The sequence below is a fragment of the Brevundimonas sp. TWP2-3-4b2 genome, assembly GCF_049897345.1.
Taxonomy (GTDB): domain Bacteria; phylum Pseudomonadota; class Alphaproteobacteria; order Caulobacterales; family Caulobacteraceae; genus Brevundimonas.
In genome coordinates, this window is the sequence record NZ_JAFCWB010000004.1 from 76,910 (window position 1) to 103,029 (window position 26,120).

At 67.8% G+C, this 26,120-nt stretch carries 25 protein-coding genes; 8 read left to right on the forward strand and 17 right to left on the reverse strand.

What is annotated here, in order from left to right; all coding sequences use genetic code 11:
• Positions 1 to 114 precede the first annotated feature (114 nt).
• The 4 genes from ACP7AS_RS10670 to ACP7AS_RS10685 all read right to left on the reverse strand — a co-directional run bounded on the left by ACP7AS_RS10670 (position 115) and on the right by ACP7AS_RS10685 (position 6,171).
• On the reverse strand, positions 115 to 3,345 hold the full coding sequence (locus ACP7AS_RS10670; RefSeq protein ID WP_426028914.1) for an efflux RND transporter permease subunit: 3,231 nt from the start codon (positions 3,343 to 3,345) through the stop codon (positions 115 to 117).
• On the reverse strand, positions 3,345 to 4,493 hold the full coding sequence (locus ACP7AS_RS10675) for an efflux RND transporter periplasmic adaptor subunit (protein WP_426028856.1): 1,149 nt from the start codon (positions 4,491 to 4,493) through the stop codon (positions 3,345 to 3,347). The genes ACP7AS_RS10670 and ACP7AS_RS10675 overlap by 1 nt, the downstream gene beginning before the upstream one ends.
• A gap of 123 nt (positions 4,494 to 4,616) precedes the next feature.
• Entirely contained in the window at positions 4,617 to 5,396 is a 780-nt protein-coding gene (locus ACP7AS_RS10680) for a hypothetical protein (RefSeq protein ID WP_426028857.1), read from the reverse strand.
• Positions 5,397 to 5,406: 10 nt separating this feature from the next.
• On the reverse strand, positions 5,407 to 6,171 hold the full coding sequence (locus ACP7AS_RS10685; protein ID WP_426028858.1) for a class II aldolase/adducin family protein: 765 nt from the start codon (positions 6,169 to 6,171) through the stop codon (positions 5,407 to 5,409).
• 138 nt (positions 6,172 to 6,309) lie between these two features.
• Here ACP7AS_RS10685 and ACP7AS_RS10690 point away from each other — a divergent pair, with 138 nt between their 5' ends.
• The 3 genes from ACP7AS_RS10690 to ACP7AS_RS10700 all read left to right on the forward strand — a co-directional run bounded on the left by ACP7AS_RS10690 (position 6,310) and on the right by ACP7AS_RS10700 (position 8,806).
• Positions 6,310 to 7,452 (forward strand): DUF2336 domain-containing protein, encoded by a 1,143-nt coding sequence (locus tag ACP7AS_RS10690; protein WP_426028859.1) that lies wholly within the window; start codon positions 6,310 to 6,312, stop codon positions 7,450 to 7,452.
• 31 nt (positions 7,453 to 7,483) lie between these two features.
• Positions 7,484 to 8,266: an NAD kinase gene (locus ACP7AS_RS10695; protein ID WP_426028860.1), complete on the forward strand. Its 783-nt coding sequence runs from the start codon at positions 7,484 to 7,486 to the stop codon at positions 8,264 to 8,266.
• Positions 8,267 to 8,329: 63 nt separating this feature from the next.
• The gene (locus ACP7AS_RS10700; protein WP_426028861.1) at positions 8,330 to 8,806 is read left to right on the forward strand and encodes an Hpt domain-containing protein; all 477 of its coding nucleotides are present in this window, start codon (positions 8,330 to 8,332) and stop codon (positions 8,804 to 8,806) included.
• 58 nt (positions 8,807 to 8,864) lie between these two features.
• Here the strand turns inward: ACP7AS_RS10700 and ACP7AS_RS10705 are convergent, their stop codons facing one another.
• Positions 8,865 to 10,007, reverse strand: a complete 1,143-nt coding sequence (locus ACP7AS_RS10705; protein WP_426028862.1) for a DUF2336 domain-containing protein — start codon at positions 10,005 to 10,007, stop codon at positions 8,865 to 8,867.
• 75 nt (positions 10,008 to 10,082) lie between these two features.
• Complete coding sequence (locus ACP7AS_RS10710) at positions 10,083 to 10,880, reverse strand: transglycosylase SLT domain-containing protein (RefSeq protein ID WP_426028863.1); 798 nt, start codon at positions 10,878 to 10,880, stop codon at positions 10,083 to 10,085.
• A gap of 300 nt (positions 10,881 to 11,180) precedes the next feature.
• On the opposite strand from ACP7AS_RS10710, the gene ACP7AS_RS10715 reads away from it, so the two are divergent.
• Positions 11,181 to 11,801 carry an energy transducer TonB family protein gene (locus ACP7AS_RS10715; protein ID WP_426028864.1) on the forward strand — a complete coding sequence of 207 codons (621 nt, stop codon included), beginning with the start codon at positions 11,181 to 11,183 and terminating at the stop codon, positions 11,799 to 11,801.
• Here the strand turns inward: ACP7AS_RS10715 and ACP7AS_RS10720 are convergent, their stop codons facing one another.
• Both ACP7AS_RS10720 and ACP7AS_RS10725 read right to left on the reverse strand, forming a co-directional pair.
• Positions 11,802 to 12,812 (reverse strand): NAD(P)/FAD-dependent oxidoreductase, encoded by a 1,011-nt coding sequence (locus ACP7AS_RS10720; RefSeq protein WP_426028865.1) that lies wholly within the window; start codon positions 12,810 to 12,812, stop codon positions 11,802 to 11,804. It lies immediately after the preceding gene.
• 90 nt (positions 12,813 to 12,902) lie between these two features.
• Positions 12,903 to 14,747 carry a phosphoenolpyruvate carboxykinase (GTP) gene (locus ACP7AS_RS10725; RefSeq protein ID WP_426028866.1) on the reverse strand — a complete coding sequence of 615 codons (1,845 nt, stop codon included), beginning with the start codon at positions 14,745 to 14,747 and terminating at the stop codon, positions 12,903 to 12,905.
• Positions 14,748 to 14,952: 205 nt separating this feature from the next.
• On the opposite strand from ACP7AS_RS10725, the gene ACP7AS_RS10730 reads away from it, so the two are divergent.
• The 3 genes from ACP7AS_RS10730 to ACP7AS_RS10740 all read left to right on the forward strand — a co-directional run bounded on the left by ACP7AS_RS10730 (position 14,953) and on the right by ACP7AS_RS10740 (position 16,961).
• Positions 14,953 to 15,585: a DUF938 domain-containing protein gene (locus tag ACP7AS_RS10730; protein WP_426028867.1), complete on the forward strand. Its 633-nt coding sequence runs from the start codon at positions 14,953 to 14,955 to the stop codon at positions 15,583 to 15,585.
• A gap of 61 nt (positions 15,586 to 15,646) precedes the next feature.
• The gene (locus ACP7AS_RS10735; protein ID WP_426028868.1) at positions 15,647 to 16,162 is read left to right on the forward strand and encodes a GlcG/HbpS family heme-binding protein; all 516 of its coding nucleotides are present in this window, start codon (positions 15,647 to 15,649) and stop codon (positions 16,160 to 16,162) included.
• A gap of 43 nt (positions 16,163 to 16,205) precedes the next feature.
• Complete coding sequence (locus ACP7AS_RS10740) at positions 16,206 to 16,961, forward strand: pseudouridine synthase (protein ID WP_426028869.1); 756 nt, start codon at positions 16,206 to 16,208, stop codon at positions 16,959 to 16,961.
• A 298-nt stretch (positions 16,962 to 17,259) separates the two neighbouring features.
• On the opposite strand, the gene ACP7AS_RS10745 is transcribed toward ACP7AS_RS10740, so the two are convergent.
• The 8 genes from ACP7AS_RS10745 to crcB all read right to left on the reverse strand — a co-directional run bounded on the left by ACP7AS_RS10745 (position 17,260) and on the right by crcB (position 24,114).
• On the reverse strand, positions 17,260 to 17,745 hold the full coding sequence (locus ACP7AS_RS10745; RefSeq protein ID WP_426028870.1) for a hypothetical protein: 486 nt from the start codon (positions 17,743 to 17,745) through the stop codon (positions 17,260 to 17,262).
• Positions 17,746 to 17,883: 138 nt separating this feature from the next.
• A complete protein-coding gene (locus ACP7AS_RS10750) occupies positions 17,884 to 18,144 on the reverse strand; it encodes a low molecular weight protein tyrosine phosphatase family protein (RefSeq protein ID WP_426028871.1) in 261 nt (86 codons plus the stop codon).
• A gap of 68 nt (positions 18,145 to 18,212) precedes the next feature.
• Positions 18,213 to 19,745, reverse strand: coding sequence for an acyl-CoA carboxylase subunit beta (locus tag ACP7AS_RS10755; RefSeq protein WP_426028872.1), 1,533 nt, complete (start codon positions 19,743 to 19,745; stop codon positions 18,213 to 18,215).
• 83 nt (positions 19,746 to 19,828) lie between these two features.
• Complete coding sequence (locus ACP7AS_RS10760; protein WP_426028873.1) at positions 19,829 to 20,590, reverse strand: ATP12 family chaperone protein; 762 nt, start codon at positions 20,588 to 20,590, stop codon at positions 19,829 to 19,831.
• Between the two features lie 8 nt (positions 20,591 to 20,598).
• Positions 20,599 to 21,279: an HAD-IA family hydrolase gene (locus tag ACP7AS_RS10765; RefSeq protein WP_426028874.1), complete on the reverse strand. Its 681-nt coding sequence runs from the start codon at positions 21,277 to 21,279 to the stop codon at positions 20,599 to 20,601.
• Positions 21,276 to 22,691, reverse strand: coding sequence for a putative 2OG-Fe(II) oxygenase (locus tag ACP7AS_RS10770; protein ID WP_426028875.1), 1,416 nt, complete (start codon positions 22,689 to 22,691; stop codon positions 21,276 to 21,278). The genes ACP7AS_RS10765 and ACP7AS_RS10770 overlap by 4 nt, the downstream gene beginning before the upstream one ends.
• Positions 22,688 to 23,734, reverse strand: coding sequence for an RluA family pseudouridine synthase (locus ACP7AS_RS10775; RefSeq protein ID WP_426028876.1), 1,047 nt, complete (start codon positions 23,732 to 23,734; stop codon positions 22,688 to 22,690). Before ACP7AS_RS10775 ends, ACP7AS_RS10770 begins: the two co-directional genes overlap by 4 nt.
• Positions 23,731 to 24,114, reverse strand: a complete 384-nt coding sequence (gene crcB / locus ACP7AS_RS10780; RefSeq protein ID WP_426028877.1) for a fluoride efflux transporter CrcB — start codon at positions 24,112 to 24,114, stop codon at positions 23,731 to 23,733. Before crcB ends, ACP7AS_RS10775 begins: the two co-directional genes overlap by 4 nt.
• 213 nt (positions 24,115 to 24,327) lie before the next feature.
• Here crcB and ACP7AS_RS10785 point away from each other — a divergent pair, with 213 nt between their 5' ends.
• Entirely contained in the window at positions 24,328 to 25,530 is a 1,203-nt protein-coding gene (locus ACP7AS_RS10785; RefSeq protein WP_426028878.1) for a hypothetical protein, read from the forward strand.
• A gap of 54 nt (positions 25,531 to 25,584) precedes the next feature.
• Here ACP7AS_RS10785 and ACP7AS_RS10790 read toward each other — a convergent pair whose 3' ends face one another.
• Positions 25,585 to 26,085: a CC0125/CC1285 family lipoprotein gene (locus ACP7AS_RS10790; protein WP_426028879.1), complete on the reverse strand. Its 501-nt coding sequence runs from the start codon at positions 26,083 to 26,085 to the stop codon at positions 25,585 to 25,587.
• Between the last annotated feature and the right edge of the window lie 35 nt (positions 26,086 to 26,120).

Sequence of the window (26,120 nt, forward strand, 5' to 3'; positions counted from 1 at the left end):
CGGAATTGCCAATGGGTCCGGTCGAACGACCACGAGGACGAGTCCTTCGGACCTGACCCATGTGAGACTCACAAACGGAGCGGGCCTGCATTGAGGCCCGACCGACTGCCGGGACTATTCCGCCGCGGCTGGCACCGCGTGGTTGGCCGTCGCCTCGGTCGCTTCCCATTCCTCGATCTTGCGGGCCGTGTAGTCGGGCGATTTGGTGAACCGCGCCAGCACGCCATAGATCACGGGCACCACAAACAGCGTCAGCAGGGTGGCGAACATGGCACCGGCGAAGATGACCACGCCGATGGTCTGACGGCTGCCGGCACCCGCCCCCTGCCACAGCACCAGTGGCAAGGCACCGAAGGCCGTGGCGATCGAGGTCATGATGATCGGACGTAGACGCAGGGTCGACGATTCAATGATCGCTTCCTGGATCGATCGCCCCTGATCCCGCAGCTGGTTGGCGAATTCGACGATCAGGATACCGTTCTTTGCCGCCACACCGATCAGGATGATCAGGCCGATCTGCGAATAGATGTTCAGGCTGGAGCCGGCCATCATCAGACCGAACAGACCACCGGCGGCCGCGAGGGGCACGGTCAGCATGATGACCGCCGGCGTGATCCAGCTCTCGAACTGGGCCGCCAGCACCAGGAAGACCAGCAGCAATGCCAGTCCGAACGCTGCGGCCACGGCACCGCCCGCCTCCTGCTGATCGCGCGCCGCCCCGCCCCATTGGGTGGTGACCACGCCCTGCGGCTGTTCCTTCGACACCCTGGTCATGAAGTCGGTGGCGTCCGCGAGGGTCGTACCCGGATTCAGGTCGGCCGAGATCGTGATGGCGCGCTGACGGTCCAGACGTCGCCGGTCAGGCGTGTCGCCCGAGGTCTTGGTCGTAACGACCGCTGACAGAGGCACCAGTTGGCCCGAACCGGTCGTGACGTAAAGGGCCTCAAGGTCGCTGACGCTGCGCCGGTTGTCCCGCTCGGTCTGGAGGATGACGTCATACTCCTGACCGCCGCGCAGATAGGTGGTGGCGCGTCGCGACCCGAACATGGTTTCGAGGGTCCGTCCGATGGCCTGGGAGGAGACGCCCAGCGCTGCGGCTTTCTCGGGATCGACCTCGACCAGCAGTCGCGGAGCGTTCGGCTCATAGTTCAACCGGGGGCGCGAGAAGCCGGGGTTCTCGAGAGAGGCCGCCAGCACGGGCTGCAGCCAGTTGTAGATGTCCTCGTATTCGGCGCCGGTCACGACCATCTCGATGCCGTTGGAGCCACCGCCGCCGCCGCCCCGCTGGAAGGCACCCGGGACCGAGGCATTGACCTGGGCGTCGGTCTGGCCGCGAAGCTTGCCGTTCAGCTCCTTGGAGATGTCATCGGCCGACCGGTCGCGATCGGCCCAGTCGCTGAGGATCAGGCTGCCGTTGCCGGAGTTGAAGCTGCCGCCGCCGAAGCCCGGCGAGGAAATCAGGTAACTGCTCGCCTCACCACTGGCCTTGTATTCGGCCAGAATGGGTTCGATGCCCATCATGATCTTGCGGGTGTAGTCGAAGCCGGCCCCTTCCGGGCCCGAGACCCGGATCTGCACCCGGCCGCGGTCCTCCGCCGGGACCAGTTCGTTGGGCAGGGCGAAGAACATGGCCGCCGCGCCGCCGGCGACGGCGAGAACCACGCCGACCACACCGATCACAGCGATCCGCTTGCCCAGCATTGCCTGGAGCGAATCTCCATAGGAGTTTCGCAGCGCTTCCATACCGCGGTCGACATTGCGCGCCACCCAGCCACCGCCGGAGGCCGGCTTCAGGATGCGCGAGGCCAGCATGGGCGACAGGGTCAGGGCGAGGAAGGCTGAGAAGGCCACGGCCGAGGCGATCGCCGCGGCCAGCTCGACAAACAGGCGGCCGACATAGCCCGGCAGGAACAGCAAAGGCGCGAACACGGCCAGCAGGACAATCGTGGTCGCCACAACGGCGAAGAACACCTGCCGCGTGCCCCGCTCGGCAGCCACCAGCGGCGGCTCACCGTGATCCAGACGGCGCTGGATATTCTCGGTCACGACGATGGCGTCATCGACCACCAGGCCGATGGCCAGCACCAGGGCCAGCAGGGTCAAAAGGTTCAGCGAAAAGCCCAGCGGGGCGAGAACGATGAAGGTCGACAACAGGCAGATGGGAGCCACGATTGACGGGATGAAGGCGGCCCGTAGACTCCCCAGGAAGATGAAATTCACCAGCGCCACCAGCGCCATGGAGATGCCGATGGTGATCCAGACCTCGTCGATGGCGTGAGAGGTGAAGACCGAATTATCGGAGCCGACGACCAGTTCGGTCCCGGACGGCAGGCTGGGTCGCACCTGTTCCAGCATGTCTTCGACACCCTTGGATATTGCCAGGTCATTCGACTGGGCCTGACGGGTGATGGCCAGACCAATCTGGTCCTGTCCATTGCCGCGGAACAGGCGGCGATCCTCGGCTGGCGCTTCGACGATGCGGGCTATGTCACCCAGTCGGGTGACATAGCCGGTCTGGCCCTGGATCGCGCCCGTGGCTCCGCTGGGCAGGGCTGTGGCGGACGAGGCCGCGCCGGTCTGGGTCGCCGCGGCCGATCCCGAGCCGCGGGTGCCGATCGGCAGCTGGCGGAAGTCTTCGGCCCGGGCGTAGGTGCGGGCGACCCGGACGGTGTAGTCCTTCTGGCCGGACTCCAGCTGCCCGGCCGGCAGTTCGACGTTCTGGGCCGTCAGGGCGGTTTCGACATCGGTGACCGTCAGGCCACGCGCCGCCAGGGCAGCAGCATCAAGCCAGATGCGCATGGCATAGCGCTGCTCGCCATAGATCTGGACCTGGGCCACGCCCGGCACGGTCGCCAGACGGTCGATCAGATAGCGGTCAGCGTAATCCGTCAGTTCCAGCCGGTTCATCCCGCTCGAGCGCAGGAACAGGATCATGATCGGCTGGCTGTCGCTGTCGGCCTTGGACACCTCCGGCGGCTGGGCCTGATCCGGAAGGCGTCCGACGACCCGGGACACCCGGTCGCGCACGTCGTTGGCGGCGGCGTCGATATTCCGATCCAGCGAAAATTCGATCGAGACGTTCGAGCGTCCGTCGCGGCTGGACGAAGTGATCCTGTCCACGCCCTGGATACCGGCGATCTGCTGCTCGATCGGCTCGGTGATCCGGCTTTCGATGACTTCGGCCGACGCACCGGCGTAGCTGGTGCTGACCGAGACGATGGGCGGATCCACGTCCGGCAGTTCGCGTACAGGCAGGAAGAAGAAGGCCGCCGCACCGATCACGCACAGCACAATTGCGGCCACCGCGGCGAACACCGGGCGGCGGACCGCCAGATCCGACAGCATCATTGAGCGGTGCCCCGCGACGGTGCCGCACCGGCCGGGCGGCCGCCCGGCCGCCCCCCCTGACCCGCCACACTGACCGGCGCGCCCGGCTGGATGCGGTTAAGCCCGGAGCCGACCACGCGATCGCCGACGTTCAGACCTGAGAGGATTTCGACGAAGCCGCCCTCGACCGACCCGGTCTCGACCTCGACGCGCTGGGCCGTGGAGCCCTTGGCACCCTTGGCGATCCGGTAGACGAAGGCACCGTCGCCTTCATACTGAAGGGCGGCTTCCGGCGCGGCCGGCGCAGTGCGCTGGCCCTGCTGGACCGCGACGCGGACGGCCATGCCGGGGCGGATTCGCGCACCGGGATTGGGGATTTCGGCGCGGGCGGTGACGGCGCGGGTCTGTTCGTTGACGCGCGTATCGATCAGGGCAATGCGGCCGCCGAACACTTCATCGCCATAGGCGTCGATCGTCGCCCGGATCGGTGTCCCGGTTCGCAGCACCCCCAGATACCGCTCGGGCACCGGGAAATCGACGCGGACCACATCGATATCGTCCAGGGTGGTGATGACCCCGCCCGGATTGACCAGGGTACCCGCCGTCACCGAGCTCAACCCCAGAACACCGGCGAACGGTGCCCGGATCAGCCGGTCACCGCGTCTCGCCTGGGCGGCGTTCAACGAAGCCCGGGCCGTGGCCAGAGCGGTTTCGGCGTCCTCGGCCGTCACGCGCGGGGCGATGCCCCGCTCGGCCAGGGTCTTGTAGCGGTCAAACTGTCGCTGGGCCTGGGCCACCTGGGCCCGGGCCTCGATGATGCCAGCATCTTCCTCACGCGCCTGCAGTTCAACCAGAGGCGTTCCCGCCGCGACTCGCTGGCCGTCGGTGAACAGGACACGGGTAATAAGTTCGCTGGTCGACGAGGTGATGTTGACCGAGCGCCGGCCACGCGCCACGCCCAGCACCCGGATCTCGTCCGTGAAGGAACGCGACCCGATCACCGCTTCCGAGACCGACTGACCGCGACCGCCGCCGGGGCCGCCACGGCCTCCGGGACCGCCGCCCGCCTGTTCATCATCCGCGAAGGCCATCCTCAGAACGACGGCCACGACCATAAGGCCCAGCAGGACGGCGGCGGCGACAAGGAAGAAATGGCGTTTGATCACGCGTAAGGCTCTCTGGCGATGGAACAAGCCGACTTAGCGGCTCACGCCGTCTACGCAACTGCAGTTCCTGTAACGGGTGCTGTTTCCGTTTCCGTCGCCCGGCCACGGGTGAAGATGTCGCAGTCAGAAACGTCGCCACAGGGCGATCACGGGTCCACCGCTCTGAGGCGTCTCACGACCGGCAACCGCCTCGCGCCATCCGGCCTGAAGACTCCAGTCGCCCAGATCGCGGACCAGCGACGCCTCGACCGAGAGCCAGCGTGGGCCGCCGTCATCGGCCTGCCCACCATAGGCCTGGCCCAGCACCATCCAGTCGGCACCGAAATGGGCCCCGACGGTGGCGTCGACGCGGGTTTCGTCGGGCAGGCCCTCACGCATCCGGCGTGCCGCCTGAAACTCAACAAAGCCGCCGTCTGGAGCCCATGCGCCGCTCCAGCCGCCGAACGACCGGCCGACCGAGGCCCGCGCCTCCCAGTCGCTTTCGCCCTGCCCGGGCGCGGCGTAGCCGGCGTTGCGGCCCTCGCCTCCGTCGGCATAGCCCCCGTAGAGGCTGATGGCGGTATCGTCGTTGCGCCAGGCCTGCCATGTCACGCCGATCTCGATCGGACCGCGTCCCTCATAGTCGACGAAGGCGTCCTCACCGGACTGCCAGTCGCCCTTGAACTGCATCGTGAAGCGGTCAGTGACGCCATATTCGGCGAAGAGCCCGAGGGCTGAGTCACGGCGGTCCGCCGGCAAGTCTGCCAGCGAGCCGTCCATGTCAAAGCCGCGATCGGCCCGCATATCCTCATATTTCAGGATCACCTGCCCACGCCCCTGGGGCTGGGCCCAGGGGCCCGCGTACGAGGCTCCGGCCATGGCCAGAGCCGCCAATCCGACCAGCAGCCCCCCGGCCGATTTCATGGCGTCCGGCTCACGCGTCGTAGCCCGGGGATTTCCGGTCCAGCATGCGCAGGGCACCTGGCCAGGCAAGCGAAGAGATCAGTCCGATGCCACGGCCCTGCTCCTTGGTCTCGGCCTGGGCAGCGTCCGGGGCGAACAGCACATGTTCGCGTCCGCCCGACAGTGCCGCCACCTGCTGGGCACAGGCGCGTTCGAGGAAGAACATGCCGATCCAGGCCTGGGCCGCCGTCTGGCCGACCGCCAGCGTGCCATGATTGCGCAACAGCATCAGCGGCTTGTTGCCGAGGTCCGCCACCAGCCGCTCACGCTCATCGTGGTTCAGCGCCACCCCCTCATAGCCGTGGTAGGCCACCTGATGCTGCAGCAGGCAGGCGTTCTGCCCGATCGGCAACAGGCCCTCCTGCTGCGCCGCCACGCCCACCCCGGCCACGGTGTGCAGGTGGATCACAAAATGCGCATCCTCGCGGGCTGCGTGGATCGCAGAATGGATGGTGAAGCCGGCCGGATTGATGAAATTGGTGGTGTCCTGAACGACGTTTCCTTCCAGATCGACCTTCACCAGCGATGAGGCGGTGATTTCCTCGAAATAGTAGCCGTAGGGATTGATGAGGAAATGATGCTCGGGCCCCGGCACGCGGGCCGAGATATGGGTGAAGATCATGTCGTCCCAGCCGTGCAGGGCGACCAGGCGGTAAAGGGCCGCCAGTTCGACACGGGCGGTCCATTCTGCCTCTGATACCCTCGACTTGAGCGTGGTTGTCGCGCCGTCGGCCATGATCGTCTTCCTTGTGTTGGCTTACGCTCGCGCCGTGGGCCGCCGGCGTCAAGATTCAGCTTCCGTTAACCGCGCCTTAGGCTCCGGTTCCGTAAGGATCAGGGACGTCGATTTTCCGTCGGCTCACCGGAGGCGTCCGTGGTCCTCGTCCAACTGGTTCCCGCAGCCCGCCCGGAAGCGGACACCCCTCGCGCCAGCGACCTGCTGGCCCTGGCCCGCAACGCCAGCCCGGACGCGCGGCAACGTCTCCTGCTGGGGGTCATAGCCCTCTGCGACGCGAGCCCACCCTCGGGCGAGCTTTCACCGGTTCTCGGGGAAATCTTTCTGACGCTCGCGCGCCAGGCGGAGCGCGAGGTTCGCAAGGTGCTGTCCGAAAAGCTGGCGCAGGCCGACTGGGCGCCCGCCGCGCTGGTCAATGTCCTGGCCCTGGACGAGATCGAAATCGCGCGCCCGATCCTGGCTCTGAGCCCCATACTGCAGGACGAAGACCTGCTGCGCGTGATGATCGAGGCCTCACTCGAGCATCAGATCGCGGTTGCTCGTCGCCCCCGGATCAGCGGCCGGGTCGCTGACGCCGTGATCGAACGCGGTGAGCCTGCGGTGCTGACTGCCTTGGCCACGAACCGAACCGCGGAGCTGAGCGTTGAAGGCATGCGCAGACTGGTCGAGCACTCGCGCCGCATCGCCGCGTTGCGAGGCCCCCTGACCAGACACCCGCGCCTGACCGAGGCCTTGGCAGAACAGATGTACCATTGGGTCGGTGCCGCCTTGCGCCAGTCGATATCCGCCCGCTTCACCGTCGACGAGGCGGCCATCGGCATTGCGGTCTACGATGCCGTAGAGGGCATAATGCGCCCGGCCCGCACCAGAGAGAGCTCCGCCGATGAGGCTGAGCGGGACGAGATGGAACGGCGGCTGATCGACAAGCTGCAGGCCGCCGGCCAGCTCCGGGCCGGCTTCCTGGTCCGCGCCGTTCGAGAAAAGCGTCTGAGCCTGTTCGTCCATGGGCTCGCCACCCTCGGAGGGTTCTCTGCCCCCGACATTCGCCAAGCCCTCAACGCGCCGTCGCCAGAAGCGCTGTATTATGCCTGCAGCGCCGTCGGCATCGACCGTTCTGTATTCCCAACCATGCTGATCGAGCTGCGGGCGCTGAACCAGTCCCTGCCAGGAGATCGTGGCAAAGCCGTCTGGCTTCGGGGATCACTGTCCCAGACCTCGGCTGCCCGTGCCTTCCGCGCCCTGATCGCCGACAGCTTCGGAAATTTGCAAGCCGCCGTTTGACTTCACCGTCCGGCTCGGCTTGCGTAGACGGGTGAGCTACCCCACCGCCCCCGACCTGCGCCTCGCCTTCGTGGCTTCAGACCGGCCCGAGGCCCGGGCTGCTCGAAATCGGCTGGCTTCCCTCTATGGGTCGGTGGATCCTGACCAGGCCGATGTCGTCGTGGCCCTTGGCGGTGACGGGTTCATGCTCGAAACCCTGCACGCAGTCATGGACCGGCGCGCGCCCGTTTTCGGGATGAACCAGGGCTCGCTCGGTTTCCTGATGAACGACTATGAGGAAGAGGGACTGCTGGAACGTCTGGCCACCGCTGGACGGACCGTGATTCATCCGCTGCAGATGGACGCCTGGACCGAGGCGGGTCAGGTCCATAGCGGGTTGGCGATCAACGAAGTGTCCCTGCTGCGCCAGACCAGGCAGAGCGCCAAGCTGAAAATTTCCGTGGATGGCCGCGTGCGGCTGGAAGAACTGTCATGCGACGGCTGCCTGCTGTCCACGGCGGCGGGGTCGACGGCCTATAATCTGTCGGCGCATGGGCCGATCATCCCCCTCGATTCGCGCGTTCTGGCGCTGACCCCGATCAGCGCCTTCCGGCCCCGCCGCTGGCGCGGTGCCTTGCTACCGCATCAGGCCAAGGTCTGTTTCGAGGTTCTGGAGGCAGACAAGAGGCCGGTCAGCGCCACCGCCGACAATTTCGAGGTCCGCCGGGTCGCCCGCGTCGAAGTTCGGGAGCGGCGCGACATTGCCCTGACGATGCTGTTCGACGCGGGACGCTCGTTTGAGGAACGGGTTCTGGCGGAACAGTTCGCCTCCTGAGGCATGCACCGTTTTTTAGGAACGTGGCCTCACAGTGTACCTGTTCGTCTTCAGGAGTCTGCCGTGAGCAACCCGGCCCAGGTCATTCGCCCGCCCAACACCCTTCGCATGAAGGTCGGCGGAACCTTCGGCGGGATAGACGCCGGTGCCATCGCCAAGGCCGAGGCCGCTCTCAAGGCCATGTCGTCCCAGTTCGGCCAATGGCTGCAGGATGAGATCGTCAAGCTGGACAAGGCCCAGGCCGACATCCGCAGCGAGGGCTTTAATCCCCGGACGGCCGAGGCGCTGTATTTCCGGGCCCATGACCTCAAGGGCCTCGGGAGCACCTATCAATATCCTTTGGTGACCCGGCTGGCCGGATCGCTCTGCAAGATGATGGACGACCCCGTCAAACGCATGGCCGCACCGATTCTCATCCTCGACGCCCATATCGACGCCATCAAGGCCGTCGTTCGCGACGGAATCCAGACCGACGATCACCCGGTCGGCAAGGCGCTGGCGGAGACGCTTGAAGCCCGCGTGACCGATCACCTCGGCTAGGTCCCGATCCCCGTTCTGACACACTCTGACGCCCGCCTTACCGGCGGGCGTCTTGCTGTCAGGCGGCGGCGCTGAGCCGGGCCCTGGACGCCAGCGGGTCGTGATCCAGCCGCTCCATCAGATAGGCCAGATCCTCACGCGGGGCGTTGGGGCGCTGGGTCAGGAACCGCTCCAGCATGCGGTGGCGGAATTCGTCGCCGGACGTATCCACACCCTCGGCCTGAAGCTGACGCCAGGTGTCCACGCCGGCGCGATAGGCGAGGAAGAGCCGGGGCGGCAGGCCGGCACGATCGTAGACGGCCTTCAATCCAAGGGATCCGGCATCGTGGATCATCAGTGAGGCACGGGCCAGCGGCGTGCCGGCCAGCTCGGCCATCCCATGTTCGAACAACGCCATCTGCCCCCGGGCAAGGGCCCGAAGCAGCAGGGAAGCCGTCAGGGCCCGACGCGCATTAAGGCTGGCCACGAACTGCGCCAGGTCAGACTGGTTCGAGGCCTGGTCGACGAGGTCGACCGTGGCGCGTTCACGGGCGTATGCGGCCAGACGAATGGCGGTCTCGGGAGCCACGGCGTGGCGGGTAACCAGATGCTCGCGCACGGCATCCGACGCCAGCTCGACCAGACGCTCGGTCACGGACAACGGCAGAACCTGACGATAGGCGATCGCCGCCACGATCTCGCGTGAGCTTCCGAACCGGTCCACGCATCGGCCGAGCGCGGATTCCGACACATCAGCATTGTCATTCGCGGCGAGGGCCCGCACGGACTGCTCACATCCGACCTCTGAGACGGCCTCGGCGACATCACGACCCACGTTGGGCCGGCTGGCGACCGCCACCTGACGCACGGCCGATCCGGCCCGCACGATCTCGATCAGATCCTCATCGGTGAAGACCGGCGAAAAATTGATCATCGGCAGAGCCACGCTGTCGACGTCGGCCGCCATCCGCCGGGCCACGTCCCGGGGAATGAGGTCCGACGCTTTCAGTGTCACCGCCATGGCCCGGCGGACCAGTTCGGCCGCATCCTGGGACAGCATTCTGAGAATCTTCTGCGCCGCGGCGCGATCGGCGTCATCCAGCTCGGCCTTGTCCATGCTGCGGCACAGCTTGTGTGCCGCAGCCGCGCGTTCGTCCTCGTCGGTCGCCTTGATCAGGCGATGGATGTCGATCTCGGTAAGGCGGGCGCGATAGGCGGTCATGGGCGGGTCCAAGGGTGGCCTGTCAACATTGGCCCCTCATCCTTAACGGGCGGTTCACCATCGCCGGATTCGGCCTCAGGTGCGCGTGTTGCTATCCGGTCCGAAGGCACCGCCGAAGCCGCCCGCCTTGCCGTCCCCATCCTGCCCAAGCAAAAGCGACAGCAGACTCTGGTCCTGCTTCAGCCGATCCAGTCGGGCGGCCAGCTGGCGGTCCCGTTCGCTCAGGTCGGGCGCGGCCTGATCGGGGCGGACAGCGGCGGCCGGCGCACCGTCACCGGCGCTGCGTTGCAGGTTGGCGTGAACCTCGGCCACGGTCGCCGGGCGGCCGTCCCGATAGAAGATCGAGCGGTTGGCCGAGGCCGCCTCCGGGAAGATCGCTGCCGCGCTGCTGCCGGGCCGGCGTTCCATCGCGTCCATCAGCTGCGCCGCGCCCGCCGGTCCCAGGAAGTGGGCGGCGTAAAGATCGCCGGCCCCGGGCTCTTTGCCAGACCGACCGCGCAGATAGGCGGCATTGGACGCCGTCAGTTCAGCCGCCATGGTCGAGGCCGCCTGCGGATCAAACCGCAAATCCAGCACCACATTGCGCGCCGAGCCCTCGACCCGCCAGCGACCGTCGCCCCCGCGATAGATGAGATCGGCATACTGGCCGTATCCATGCTTGGCACCGTGGGCCTTCACGGTCCCAAGCCAGGTCTGTTCGACAAACTGGAAAAGGCCGGCGGCCGATGACGTTCGGGCCTTGGCGGACGGGTTCATCGCGCTTTCGCGGCGGGCCGTCCGAACCAGGAAATCTGCATCCACGCCGGTGGCGTTCGAGGCGCGCCGGATGGCCGCCTCGACTCCGCCCGAGGATGGAATCGCTCCGAGGTTCATGACTCATGAGGCTGGGGGACCGTGGTTAATCAAATCCTAACGTAGAGATTAACGTCCACAGACCCTTAACTTTCGCCCGATGGCTGCGCGTGGCCTTTCCGTGGCGAGACATGCCTAAAACTTGCCGTAACGTCAGCGCTCAACTTGGCCGTGGGACGCTGTGGGCGCGGCGAGAGACAGGGAGTGACGGCCATGAGGTTGACGACCGCTGGCGGGCATGGACGGGTGTATCCGCTCGACTTCAACGACCGAAAACGACCGCGTTCTTCCCGTGCGACCTGGATCGCAACAGGGATTGTGGTGGCGGCCCACGTCGGACTGGGTGCCGTGCTGTATTACCAGCGCTTCGAGATGCCGGTAGCGGAAGCCCCGCCCGAGCGGCCGATCATGGACGTGATCACCTATCGGCTGAAGCCGCCCGAACCGGTGAAGACCGCCCGGACGCCCCCGGCGCCGAATCCCGACGTCAATGACACGCCGCTGCCCCGGACGCCGGTGGAGACGCTCTCAACCGCTTCCTCTGACAAGCCCACAGGCGAGACGACCGTATTCACGACGGACCGGCCTGTGGACATCGTCACGCCCGACAGCCTCGCACCTGAGCCTGTTGCGACCCCGGCACCGGTCATCACCAGCCCGACCTGGTCGCGTCAGCCCTCGGCAGAGCAGCTGATGCGGGCCTATCCTGAACGCGCCCTCGCCGGCGGGGTGTCAGGCTCGGCGTCGCTGAACTGTCTGGTCCTGCCGAACGGTGCGGTCACGGACTGCAATGTGACGCGGGAAGCACCGGGCAGCTACGGCTTCGGCCGGGCGGCGCAGAGCCTGTCGCGCTATTTCCGCGTCAATCCGCGCACGGTCAACGGCGCGGCCGAGGGGTCGCGCGTCAGCATGAGTCTGCGCTTCAACCTGCCGGAAGACTGATCAGGCGAACCTGAGCGGATCGAGGGCGGCGGCATCCGACACGGGTGCCCTGCCCTCGATTCCGTCGGCCACGACCTGCGCGACCAGCGGCCCCATCAGCCAGCCGTTGCGACGGGGGGCCAGCGCCAGATGCAGGCCCGGCTCGCCGGTGGGTCCCGCCAGCGGCAGCCCGTCTCGCGTGGCACCCCGGACGCCGACCCGGACCGCGCCTGCCTCGCCATCCCCCCCCAGCAAGGCCAGACCGGCTTTGACCTGACGCAGGGATTCGGCCGCATCCGGTTCCAGATCGCGACGGCCCGGCTCCATGGTCGCGCCGATCACCACGCCGCCCTCGCCCGGCGCGACATAGACATCCGCCGCGCGGACCACCCGCGGCGGCGCGGCCGTGACGACGGCGGTCAGCTGTCCCCGGATCGGTTGCACACCCGAGACGATCGCAGCGACGCCGTCGGCAAGACCGGGGATGGAGGGGTCCGCGCCCGTGGCCAGAACGACTGTCGAACTGAACCAAACGCGCCCGTCACCGCCCTCGACCCGCCAGCGGCGGCCTTCTCCCAACAGGCGAGCGACCCGACCCCGGACCATTGTCACGCCGGGAGCCCGCGCCAGAGTCGTCAGCGCCGGTCCGACATCGATCCGCCAGTCATCCGAAGTCGTCAGGCCGTTTTCCGACGGGCGGGCGTCGAAGCCCAGCGCCTGCAGTCGGGCCGACGCCGCCTGGGCATTTGCCCCTCGCCAGTCCGCACCGTCACGATGAAGTTTGAGGCCATAACTCCCGGCGACCGACGGCCAGAGGTCTCGAGCCCGCTTCAGCAGGGCGGCGCGGTCGGGCGAGAGATCGTCGAGCAGCGATTCCAGCGCCGGCGCGATCATGCCGGCGGCGATCGAGCTGGCGTTGGCACCCCCGGGGTCGATAACCGTCACGGCATGGCCGCGCGCGCCAAGCTCCGCCGCGGTGCAGAGGCCGAGCACGCCGGCGCCGATGACGATCACATCTGGAGAGGAAGCCACGAGCGATCTGATCGACCGCCCGGAGCGTCTTTGCAAGGGCGCTATGACGAGCGGCGCGGCCGCTCGCCGTTTGAGCGCAGTTTCGCGGTCCTATTCGGCGGCTATGGCGGCGGCACGGCTGGCGTCGATGCGGGCTGTCAGGGCCGCGTGCTGGTCCCAGAGGGCCTGCGGCAGGCGGTCGCCGAACTGGGCGTAAAACTCCGGGATCAGCGCCGCCTCCTCGGCCCAGACGTCGGCGTCGACATCCAGCAGCGTCGCCAGATCGGCGTCCGACAGGGTCAGGCCGGACAGGTCCAGCGCGTCGCGGGTCGGGACCCGGCCGACGGGCGTATCAAAGGCCTCGGCCTCGCCGTCCAGACGTTCCGAAATCCATTTCAGGACCCGGACGTTGTCGCCGAAGCCGGGCCAGACGAATTGGCCGTCGTCGTTCTTGCGGAACCAGTTGACGAAATACAGGCGCGGCAGTTTCGCCGCCTCGGTCTTGCCGGCCATCGACAGCCAGTGGGCGAAATAGTCACCCATGTTGTAGCCGCAGAAGGGCAGCATGGCGAAGGGATCGCGGCGCAGGGTGCCGATGGCGTTCTCGGCTGCGGCCGTGCCCTCCGAGGCCACCGAGGAGCCCATGAACACGCCGTGCTCCCAGTCGAAGGCCTCGGTCACCAGCGGCACGGCCGAAGCGCGGCGGCCGCCGAACAGAATGGCGTCGATCGGCACGCCCTTCGGATCTTCCCATTCCGGCGCGATGGTCGGGCATTGCGAGGCCGGGGCGGCGAAGCGGGCGTTGGCGTGAGCGGCAGGCTCGCCCGAGGCCGGGTCGTGAGGCACGCCCTTCCAGTTGGTCATGCCTTCGGGGGCGACCTTCGACAGGCCTTCCCACCAGACGTCGTTGTCGGCGGTCAGGGCCGTGTTGGTGAAGACGGTGTTGGAGCCCATCGTCGCAAGGGCGTTGCCGTTGGTGTTGCGGCTGGTGCCCGGCGCGACGCCGAAGAAGCCGGCTTCCGGGTTCACCGCATACAGGCGGCCGTCGTCGCCGAACCGCATCCAGGCGATGTCGTCGCCGATGGTCTCTGCCTTCCAGCCCGGAATGGTCGGCTGGAGCATGGCCAGGTTGGTCTTGCCGCAGGCCGAGGGGAAGGCGGCGGCGACGTATTTGGCGCGGCCTGCCGGATCGGTCAGCTTGAGGATCAGCATATGCTCGGCCAGCCAGCCCTCGTCGCGGGCCATGACCGAGGCGATGCGCAGGGCGTAACATTTCTTGCCCAGCAGGGCGTTGCCGCCATAGCCCGAGCCATAGGACCAGATCTCGCGGGTCTCGGGATAGTGGACGATCCACTTGTCTTCATTGCAGGGCCACGGCACATCGGCCTGGCCCTCGGCGAGCGGGGCACCGAGGGTGTGCACGGCCGGCACGAAGACGCCGTCCTCGCCCATCAGGTCCAGCACCGGCTGGCCCATGCGGGTCATGATGCCCATCGAGATGGCGACATAGCCGCTGTCGGTGATCTCGACACCAAGGGCGCTGAGCTCGGAGCCCAGCGGGCCCATCGAGAAGGGCACCACATACATCGTGCGGCCGGCCATGCAGCCGTCGAACAGGCCGTTCAGGCGGGCCCGCATCTCGACCGGATCGGCCCAGTTGTTGGTGGGGCCGGCATCGATCTCGTCGGCCGAGCAAATGAAGGTGCGGCTTTCGACGCGCGCGACGTCCTTGGGGTCCGAGGCGGCGTAGTAGCAGCCGGGGCGCTTGCCCTGGTCCAGTTCGCGCAGTGTGCCCTTGCCGATCAGATCGGCGACGATGGCCGCCTTTTCGGTCTCGGAGCCATCGCACCAGTGGACGCGGGCGGGTTTCGTCAGGGCGGCGATCTGCTCGACCCAGGCCACCAGGCCGGCGTGACGTGTGGGGGCCGGATGCAGGCCGGGAATCGACTGGGTCACGCGCACTCTCCTGATCGTCGCCCGGCGATCTGACGCCGCCGTGGCCTTCCCCGCGTGACTGATCACGCAATGTTTTGGCCGGAATGACACCTAAGGAGACGCGGCGTCAACCGATGCATGATTCAACCTTTCACGGACGAGGGTCCCGGGACCGGCTGCATATTTCCGGTCGCCGCGCGGGCCCCGGCGTTGTATCCGGGCGGCCATGCAGACGATGGATGCGATGGACGCGACTCCCGCCGGCGGCCGGTCCTCGCCCGCCGTGGCGCGCAATACGGGGCCGATCCTCGAGGTGCTGCGCGCCCATCTGCCGCACCGGGGCGTGGTGCTCGAAATCGCGGCGGGCTCCGGCGAACACGCCGTCGCCTTTGCCACGGCCCTGCCCGGTCTGGACTGGACGCCCAGCGATCCGTCGGCCGAGGCCCGCGCCAGTATCGCGGCCTGGGCCGGAGCGGCGGGCCTGCCCAACCTGTGCGCCCCGATCGCGCTGGACGTCCTGGACACGGCCAGCTGGCCGGACGGCCCGTTTCAGGCGCTGGTCTGCATCAACATGATCCACATCAGCCCCTGGACGGCGACCGAGGGGCTGATGGCGCTGGCGGGACGCGGGCTGCGGCCCGGCGGATTGCTGGCGCTGTACGGGCCCTATCGCGAGGCGAATGTGCCACTGGCCCCGTCGAACGCGGCCTTTGACGAGAGCCTGAGGGCGCGCGATCCGGCCTGGGGCCTGCGCGACCGGGACGCGGTCGTGGCCCTGGCCAGAGACGAGCGGCTGGCCTTCACGATGCGGATAGAAATGCCCTCCAACAATCTGATGCTGCTGTTCCGCCGGGTGTGAGCCGGACTTGCGCCCGGCGCGCCGGGGTGAGACGTCAGGACCCACAGACAGGGGCCCGATCATGAAACCGCTTATCCTCGCCGTGGCGCTGCTCGCCACGCCCGCCGCCGCGCAGAATCAGACGCCCCCGGCCGCGCCGGTTGCGCCCGCGGCCCCCGCCGCACCCGCACCGCCCTATGGCGCGCCGATCGGGCTGGAGGCGGCGCAGGCGCTGATCGACCGGGCGATCGCGGCCGCTTCGGCGCGCGGCTTCCGCATGGCCTTCGCGGTCGTCGAGCCCTCGGGCACCCTGGTCGCCTTCGGGCGGATGGACGATGTGCAGTACGGCTCCATCGCCGTCTCCCAGGCCAAGGCGCGGTCGGCGGCCCTGTTCCGGACGGCGACCTCGGTGTCGGAGGAGCGGCTGGCCGGAGGGCGGATGGCGCTTCTGGCCATCGACGGCATGATCCCGGTCGCCGGGGGCGTGCCCATCGTGGTCGACGGCCGGGTGATCGGGGCCATCGGCGTCTCGGGGGCGTCTTCGGCCCAGGACGACGAGATCGCCAGGGCGGCCCTGGCGACCGCCCCGGGCCGCTGATCGCGCGGCTGGACCCGGTGCCGCCCTGCGTCTAGGGACCGGCATGGCGTTTTCCAGAACCTATGACGGCGACGAGCCGGTCCGGATCAACAAATGGCTGGGCCAGACCGGCGTCTGCTCGCGCCGCGAGGCGGACGCCCTGATCGCCGACGGCCTGGTGTCGGTCGACGGCGAGGTGGTCACCGACGCCGGCCGCAAGCTCGAGCCCGGCCAGACCCTGACCCTGAACGACCGGGCCACCGCCGCCCTGGCCGAGGGCGTCACCATCGTCATGCACAAGCCGCTGGGCTATGTTTCGGGCCAGCCCGAGCCCGACAAGCTCCCGGCGGTGCGGCTGGTCACCGAGGGCAACCGGGTCGGTCCCGGAACGGTGCCCGCCGACGACCATTCCCTGCCCCCGATCGGCCGGCTGGACGAGGATTCGCGCGGCCTTCTGCTGCTGTCGTCGGACGGGGTGGTGGCCAAGGCCGTGATCGGACCACAATCCGATCTGGACAAGGAGTATCTGGTCCGCATCGCCGGCGACGTGACCGAGAAGAAGCTCAAGATCCTGCGCCATGGCCTGATGCTGGACGGCCGCCAGCTGAAGCCCGCCTACGTCAGCCGGATGGAGTCCTTCCGACTCAAATTCATCCTGCGCGAGGGCCGCAACCGTCAGATCCGGCGCATGTGCGAGATGGTCGACCTCGAGGTTATCGACTTGATCCGTGTACGGATCGGACCACTGAAGCTCGACAATCTGCCCGAGGGTCGGTGGCGGATGCTGACCCCGGAAGAGCGGGCGGCGCTGGTCGGCTGACGGGGAGATTCAGACTCCCGCCAGATGAAAAACCGGGTCTGAATCGTCTGAATCGTCTGAAATCGCCGTCGGCGTGTTCGCTTGTCAAAGACCGGACGCGACAGCCTGCCATGCGGGTGCGTCAGGAACGGTCGCAGGCGTCCGGCTCTTCCGGTGGAGACCCGTCGGGATCATTCTCGGGGAACCGGTCGGCCGCCAGATCGCGCCAGTCGGTTCAGTCAGGCAGCCTCGTTGCCGCCCAAACCTGGGTCCCCACCTTCGCGGAGATGCACGGAGACCCGGGCCCCCTGCCCGCCACCTACTGATGGTCGATGTCCACATCGCCGTTGGCGCCGGTGATGGCGGTGTCCGTGCCATTCACCTCGGTCGCCTTGACCCGGTTGATGTCGGTCAGGGTGATGCCGCTGCCCCCCGCGTCAAAGGCTCCGGTGATCTCGTGGCCCACATGCTGGCCGCCGATGTAATTCCCGTTGACGGCGAGGACGAAGTCGACCGTGGTGTCATAGGCGCCGCCCGCAGCCTTCTTGCCCGCGACCGTGGCGGCGTTGCCGAGGGTGATGGTCACGTCGCCGCCGTTGTGCGCCACGCTGGCCACGCCGCGAGCCAGCACGGTGTCGGCGTCAGCGGCGCGGATGAAGCAGAGGTTGTTGCCCGGCCGTACATGCAGGGTCTGTGTCGCCGTCTTGGCGCGGATAATGCCGTCCGGATAGACGAAATAGGCGCTGGTCCCGCGGTCGTCGTCGGCCGAGGTGAAGAACTGCGCCGCGATGTTTTGATAGAGCATGATGACCTCCCTTGGATCGGGCCTTGGATCAGGTTGATACAACCTTTGGTTATCACTATTTGCGGGAGGTCGCGAGGCTTTTCTCGCTTTCATGGCACACCGCCTTGCCTGCGAGGATGGCGTGGCGGGGGAGAAGGGTCAGAGGAAAGGCCCGACCTTCTTCTCCAGCAGCGCCACAAGCTCCGTCTGCATGAAGGCGTAGTCGTCGGGGATGTCGAGGCAGATGACCCGGGCACGCTTCAGCCGGGCCCTGAAGCGGCGCTGGAGCTTGGCGCGATGGGCGCGCTCCATGACGAAGATGATGTCGGCCCATTCCACCAGTTCGGCGGAGCACTGCTCCTCCGCATCGGGCGCCAGGCCGGCGGAGGCGGTCTCGACGCCGGGCCATGACGCGAACACCTGCTCGGCCGTGGGCGAGCGGAGGCGGTTGCGGGAACAGAGGAAGAGGAGGTTGGTCAGGACATCCTCTACAGCGGAATATTATCGTGCTTCTTCCACGGATTGCTCTGCTGTTTGTTCTTCAGCGTCCGTAGCGCCCGGATCAGCCGGCGTCGGGTCCCGTGCGGCATGATCACGTCGTCGATATAGCCGAGGCCCGCGGCCACGAAGGGGTTGGCGAACCGTTCCTTGTACTCGGCCTCGCGCGCCGCCAGGGCTTCCGGGTCCCCCGCCTCCTTGCGGAAGATGATCTCGACGGCACCCTTGGCCCCCATGACGGCGATCTCGGCCGAGGGCCAGGCGTAGTTGACGTCGCCGCGCAGGTGTTTGGAGCTCATCACGTCATAGGCGCCGCCATAGGCCTTGCGCGTGATCACGGTCAGTTTGGGCACGGTGGCCTCGGCATAGGCGAACAGCAGCTTGGCGCCGTGCTTGATCAGGCCGCCGTACTCCTGACGCGTGCCGGGCATGAAGCCGGGCACGTCGACGAAGGTCACCAGCGGGATGTCGAAGGCGTCGCAGAAACGCACAAACCGCGCGGCCTTGCGGCTGGAGTCGATGTCCAGGACCCCGGCCAGGACCTGCGGCTGGTTGGCGACGACGCCGACCGTCTGGCCGTCGAGGCGGCCGAAGCCGGTGACGATATTCCTCGCGAAGTCCGGGGCGATCTCGAAGAATTCGGCCTCGTCGACCGTCTTCAGGATCAGTTCCTTGATGTCATAGGGCTGGTTCGGATTGGCCGGGACCAGGGTGTCGAGGCTGGCCTCGTCGCGGTCGGGATCGTCGTAGCTGTCGCGGACCGGCGGCTTTTCGCGGTTGGACAAAGGCAAAAAGCCGATCAGGCGGCGGACCTCGGACAGGGCCTCCAGATCGTTCTCGAAGGCGCCGTCGGCCACGCCGGACTTCTGCGAATGGACGCGGGCACCGCCCAGGTCCTCGTGGGTCACGACCTCATTGGTGACGGTCCTCACCACATCGGGGCCGGTCACGTACATGTAGGAGGTGTCCTTCACCATGAAGATGAAGTCGGTGATGGCGGGGGAATAGACGTCGCCGCCGGCGCAGGGCCCCATGATGACGCTGATCTGGGGGATGACGCCCGAGGCCAGGGTGTTCTGCAGGAAGATGTCGGCATAGCCGGCGAGGCTCTCGACCCCCTCCTGGATGCGCGCACCGCCGGCGTCGAACAGGCCGATAATCGGCGCGCCATTGGTCAGGGCCATGGTCTGGATCTTGACGATCTTGGCCGCATGCGCGCCCGACAGACTTCCGCCGAAGACTGTGAAATCCTTGGAGAAGACATAAACCAGCCGGCCGCCGATGGTGCCCCGGCCGGTGACCACGCCGTCGCCGGGGATACGCTGGTCGCGCATGCCGAAGTCGTGGGAGCGGTGCTCCACGAACATGTCGGTTTCCTCGAAACTGCCCTCGTCCAGCAGCACGTCGATGCGTTCGCGGGCGGTCAGCTTGCCCTTGGCGTGCTGGCTGGCGATGCGGGCCTCGCCGCCGCCAAGCCTGGCGGCCGCGCGGCGGGCTTCGAGCTGGTCGAGGATGGTGTTCATGGTCCGGTCGCTTTCCGTGTGTCGCCCACGGGATTAGAAGCCGCGCGCGGAGGTGGCAATCCTCCCGAGTCGCGGAAGGAACTTTAGCCCAGCGCCCGGAACCAGCGGTCCAGCATCACCGCCTCGGCCCGGCGGGCGGCGGTGCGTTCGGCGGCCTCGGCATCGACGCCCCACTGGCGTTCCTGGAAGGCCTCGTCGAGACGGGACAGTTCAAAGGCCGCCTCGCCGCCGATCTCGCCCTGCTGGAGGGCCAAGGCCAGCACGGCCGAGCCGAGCAAGGGGGTCGCCGTGGCCAGGCCGGTCAGGGCGAAGTCATCCAGAGCCAAGGCCAGGGCGCGCGTCCGGGCCACCGCCTGCGGGTCCTGCGGCCGGTGGACGATCCCCTCGGCCAATTCGAGGGTGATGCCATGGGTGCGCGCAGCCCAGTCGCGCCACGGACCCCAGGCCCGGGCCTGTTCGGTCACCAGTGATGTCGGATGGTCGGCGAGATAGCAGAGCAGGTCCGAGCCGGCGAAGGCGGCGATCTCCTCGGCCACGGCCTCGCGCACCTGGCTGACCCGGTCGATGGCGGTCGAGGCCAGGCGGGTGGCGGGCATGGTTCCGGGGTCGATGAACTCACCTTGGGCGGCCCATTCCGCCGCGACCAGCCGGGCAGCGGCTTCGGTCGGCAGGGTCAGCTTCGCATGGGCGGGGGTCTTCGGCGTACGCCCGTCGAGGGTGACGCTCCAGCCGTCCTCACCTTCGGCCACATCCACGGCCGTCCAGAAGCGTTTCAGCCGCTCTTCGGACTCGCGGAAGCCTTTGCGGGCGGCGACATTGGGATCAAGCGGCGGGATGTGGCTCATCAGGGGTCTCAGGCGGCGCGGGTCAGGTCGGCGAAACCGTCCAGCACCAGGGTCAGTTCGGCGAAGGATCCGGCGACGTGGCGGGCCCCGGCGGCCCGCTGCTCCTCGACGGTATGAAAGCCCCAGGCGACGCCCAGCGGCAGGACGCCGGCGCTGATCGCCATCGTGATGTCGTGGGCGGTGTCGCCGATCATGACCGTGGTCGCGGGCTCGGCGTCGCAGGCGGCCATGGCGGCGTGCAGCATGGCGGGATCGGGCTTGCCCGGTCCGTCCTCGGCGCAGTGGGACGAGATGAACAGGTCGGCCCAGCCCTCGCGGGCCAGATTGCGGGCCACGCCGCGGCGCGACTGACCCGTGGCCAGCGCGAGCCGCCAGCCGTCGCGGTGCAGGCGGCGGACCGTCTCCATGGCACCCGGATAGAGTGGTTCGTGAAAATCCGGATCGCTTTTCATGCGCAGGAAGACGGCCTTGAAGGCCTCCACGAACCGGGTGAGGTCGGCGTCGTTCAGATGCGGCTCGAGTTCGCGCAGGGCCACCGGCAGGGACAGGCCGACGATCTTGCGGACCCGGTCGTATTCAGGATCAGGCAGACCCAGCGCCCGCGACGCCTCGGTCGCCGCCTCGAAGATCGAGGCCCGGCTGTCCACGAGGGTGCCGTCGATGTCAAAGACCGCGAGGGGCCGGGTCATGCGGGGACAACATCAAAGGCTATGGTCAGACGGGTCTGGTCTCCCTCAAAGGGCACGGTGCCGTGCCACATGTAGGAGGGAAACAGCACCAGCTTGCCCGGTTCGGGCTTTTCGAAATGCTGATGCGGCAGATCAGGCGCGAACGGGGGACCCCCGAAGCCGATCCAGCCCTGCTGCCCTTCGGCCTCCACCGCATCGGGCAGATCGATATAGCAGGCTGACGACAGCCAGCCCTCGGGATGGATGTGGGCCGCGTGGTAACCTCCAGGGTTCAACTGAACGGACCACGCCCCGGACAGCCGGTAGTCGCCGGTCGCGCGGCGGCGCAACGGATCCGATCCGGTCCCAAGCCGCTCCATATACGCGCGTATCGGACGGTCAATCGCGCCGAAGAAAGCCCGGATGGCCGGGTCGCGGCTGCGCAGGAGACTGGCGGCCGTCTGGGTGCCGTGACGCAGGCTCTGGCCGACGGGATGAGTCTTCAGGCCGTGCAGGCTACGCAGACTTTTCGACAAATCAGAGAGATAGGCTGACAACGTTTTCCAGGGCGACGGTGTGTCGATGGTCCATCCCCCGACCATTGAGCTGTAGTCATACAGCGCGGTCGCGCGGGAATCGCCGGCCTGCCGCCATCCGACGGCCCGCAGGCTGAGGGCAGCCTGATCGTCAGGCAGGGCCGCCAGCACCGCGTCTATCAAGGGCATGGCGGCATGGGGCTCCGCGCGCGCGAGGTGGACCTCGGCCAGCGCCAGGGCACTGCGGACATCCGGGCGCAAGGCATGGGCGGCACGGGCATGGGCCAGGGCGCGACTCTTGTCGAAGCCGAGAGCAGCCTGGGTGGCGGCAAGCTCGATGCCGGGGTCGGCACCATTCGCGCCGAGCGCCGAATGGACGGCGTCGGGTGTGACCCCCACATACGTCATGACGGTGGCTCGGGCGATGCGCAGGTCGGCGGCACCGGGCGCGACCGCCAATGCCGCCCCGAACGGCTGCAAGGCCGCCTCGGCGTCGCCCGTTTGCATCCAGATCAGCTGGGCCAGATCACGAACGGCTTCGGCATATGCAGGACGACGCGCCAAGGCCTGGCGATAGGCGGCTTCGCCTTCGTCGAACCGGCCCTGGGCCACCAGGACCCGCGCCAGAACCAGCCAGGTCTCCGGCGCGTCACCGCCCTTGGCAAAGGCCCGCCTTGCGGCGCGCTCGGCCTCTGGCGCGTGACCCATGTCTCCCAGAAGCCCAGCCAGATTGTGTTCAGCCACGGCGCTTGTCGGGCGCGTCCGGACCTCGGAACGGCGCAGATCCAGCGCCACGTCGAGGCGGCCGATTCCTTTCAACAGGGCGACGGCTTCCGGCATCCGGCCTTCGGCTGCCAGCGAGCGTGCCTGCTGCAGTTGGGACGCCGTCGTGATCAACGCTGCCGCCTCACCCCTTCGAACGGATCGCTCTCGTCCCCTTCCGCCTCCTCGAAGCCGAAATGGGCCATGCCGGCGAGCATTTCGGGGCTCAGGGGTGCCTCCACCTTCAGCATGCCGCCCCGCGGATGCTCGAGCTCGATGCTCCGGGCATGCAGCTGCAGCTTCAGCGGGCCGGAAAGCTCCTTCGATTTCTCGTCGCCGTATTTGGGATCGCCGAGGATCGGATGACCAATGCCGGCCATGTGGGCGCGCAGCTGGTGCGTCCGGCCCGTGAAGGGGCGCAGGGCCATCCACGAGGCGCGGTGGGCGGCACGACTGATGGTGGCGAAGCCGGTCTCGGCCGGCTCGGCGCGGGGATCCTTGCGGTCGGCGGGGCGCATCATCTCGAAGTCGTTGATGCCGGTCTTCTTCAGCGGCATGTCGATCTGGCCGGCGGCGGGCTTGGGGTTGCCGATGACGATGGCCCAGTAGGTCTTCTTGGCCTGACGCCGGGCGAAGGCCCCGGCCAGCCGCTTGGCCGCCTCGGGGCCCTTGCCGAGAAGCAGGACGCCGGAGGTGTCGCGGTCGAGGCGGTGCACCAGACGCGGACGGTCCATCCCCTCCCCCCAGGCCGACAGCAGCCGGTCGACATGGCGGCTGGTCTTGGTGCCGCCCTGCACCGCCAGCCCGTGCGGCTTGTTGATGGCGATGACCATGTCGTCCTCATAGAGGACCAGCGACTTGGCGAATTTGATGTCCTGGGCGCTGAGGGTGTGGACGTCGCCGGCCTGACGCGAGGTGTCGTCGGGGATCGGCGGCACGCGCACGGCGGCACCGGCGGTCAGGCGGCCCTCGGGCTTGATGCGGGCACCGTCGACGCGGATCTGGCCGCTGCGGGCCATCTTCTGCACCTGGATGTTGGACAGGTGCGGCCAGCGCCGGCGGAACCAGCGATCCAGCCGGATACCGTCCTCGGCCTCGGCGACATAGATCGTCAGCACCTCGCGCTTGGGAGCGGGCTCGGACTCTTGAATCGGTTCGTTTGTTTCAGGGGGGGTCAAAGGGCGGCTCCGAAGGCGCGGCGGGCGACCATCAGGCCGATAAACAGGGCGAGCACCGAAAGCGCCACCGAGGCGGCGACATAACCACCCGCCATGGCCAATTGACGGCGCTCGATCATCAGGGCCGTCTCCAGCGAAAAGGCCGAGAAGGTTGTGAAGCCGCCCAGCACGCCGACGGCCGCGAACAGGCGGATGGACTCGCCATGGACGCCGCCGCGGAAGGCCAGCCAGCCGGCCAGAAGGCCCATCAGCAGACCGCCCACGAGATTGACCGTCAGCGTCGCCCAGGGCCAGGCGGTCGCCGGCAGCAGCCGTCCGATCCCGTAACGGGCGACAGTGCCGAGGGCACCCCCGGCTGCGACGATCAGAAAACGTGTCATGCTGCGGGGCTTATACCGGACTCGGCGGGGAAGCGAAGGTATGGCGGGCAAGGACGGACGGGGCGTCTGTCTGAAACTTCACTTGCCCCGGATGCCGGTTAACGGTGATACCTGACCAGCGGCGCCGCTTCGCGTCCGAGGGGAACGCCGTCGGCCCGGCGGCGCGATCTGCCATACTGTAGGGCTGACGATTCAAGGGACCGCCGAAGCGCCATGTCGCACGACGATCACAACCACGGCCACGACGCCCCCTCGCACGACAGCGGCCACGGCGGCCATGGCGAGGACGCCCGGCTGCAGGCCGCGCCGAATCCCCCGCCACGCGGCGCAGAGGACAGCCCCAATCGGGCCATACCGCAGGCGACGCCGAGCCACAGCCGCGCGCCCTTGCGTGGCGGCGACGGCATCCTGCGCCCGATTCAGGAAAGCGAGTATTTCGCCTCCACGCCCGAGGCGGAGGCGATCGTCTCGTCGCATATCGACGAATATTTCAACCAGCCGCTCGACATCTTTCCGTTCTGGGAGACCGACGGGAAGCCGGACCGGTTCCACGTCCTGTACAGCCGCCAGATCGAGGAGCGGTTCCCGGTCGACACCGATATCCGCAGCCGCATCCACGGCTATGGCCGGCGCGTGTTCCGCGCCCTGCTGGTGCATGTGACGATCAAGCGGCTGAGCCAGGCCGGGGCGCTGGCCGCCTTCGCCGCCCTGGCCATCCTCGGGTCAGGCCTGTTCACCGGCTGGACAGGATCGGCCCCCATGGGCCTCGCCCTCGCCGCCGGCGCGATGATCGCCGCCTTCGGCCTGTACTGGGGCCTGCAGGCCGTGCTGTTCATCCAGTACCGGTTCCAGCTCGAGAACGATTCCTACGAACTGTCGCGCGAGATCGTGCAGCGGACCCGTGAACTGCAGAATCTGTTCACCAGCGCCCGCGCCTTGGCAGACCAGGCCGAGACCCAGTTTGCCAACGACGGCAAGGCCTGGGGCCAGCGCGCCATGTATCTGACGCGGCTGACCATGTGGCTTGGGGCCCGCATGGAATATCTCGAAAAGCACGTCCAGATGGAGCTGTGGCGGGTGCGCCGCGAGCGCTACTGGATGCGCTGGGCGCAACGGATCATGACGCCGCTGGTGCTGATCGTGGGCCTCGTGGTGCTGGCCCTTGAGCCGGCACCTGCGAGCGGCGAAGCAGGCTTCCGCGCCCTGCAGGGTCTGGCCGCCGTGCTGGGCGTGCTGGTCAGCTGGCTGTCCTACTACCGCTGGCGCACGCCGGTGGCCGCCATCCAGGACAAGCTGGGGGTCGACGGCTGGGTCCGCTACGCCTCGCTGGACGTCGACAACGCCGTCTCGGATCAGGTGCGGCGCGACAAGGAGCGGCTGGTGGAATACAGGGCGCTGACGCGCGGCGGGCGGTAAGGTCCATCTCACTCCGTGCATCCCCGCGAAGGCGGGGATGCACGGCTGTAAATCCTACCGCCGCAGGGCGTCCTGCACACCGCGGGCGTCATAGGCATCCGGGCGGTCGGGTTTGGTGCCGTTGCCCATCACGACCTCAAGTGTCGTCGCGGTCGGGGATGGACCACTGAAATTCAGGCCGACCCCCACGCCCACGCCTGACGTCGAATAGCTGCCATAACGACCGGACGAGCGGCCCGACCCGTAGCCGAGGCCGAGACTGGGCTGCAGGCCGCCGGCACTGTCGGAACGGCCGTCGATCCAGCGCTGTGTGACCTCAAACCAGTCATAACCCTGCGACGTCGTCAGCTCAGCCGCGCGCAACAGCGCCATGTCGGCCACCGGCCCCGGCGCGCCGACCCCGCTGTAGGTGACGCGGAAACGATTGGATTCAATGCGTTGCTCGGCATAGCCCTGGCCGCCGGGCGACATCTGTGCGCCATAGGGGGCCAGACTGGCGCAGGCGGACATAGCCAGTCCGGCAGCGACGATCAGGGGCAGGCTTAAACGGTTCATGACGGGTCTCCGGGTATGTCTCAAATAGCGCCGGG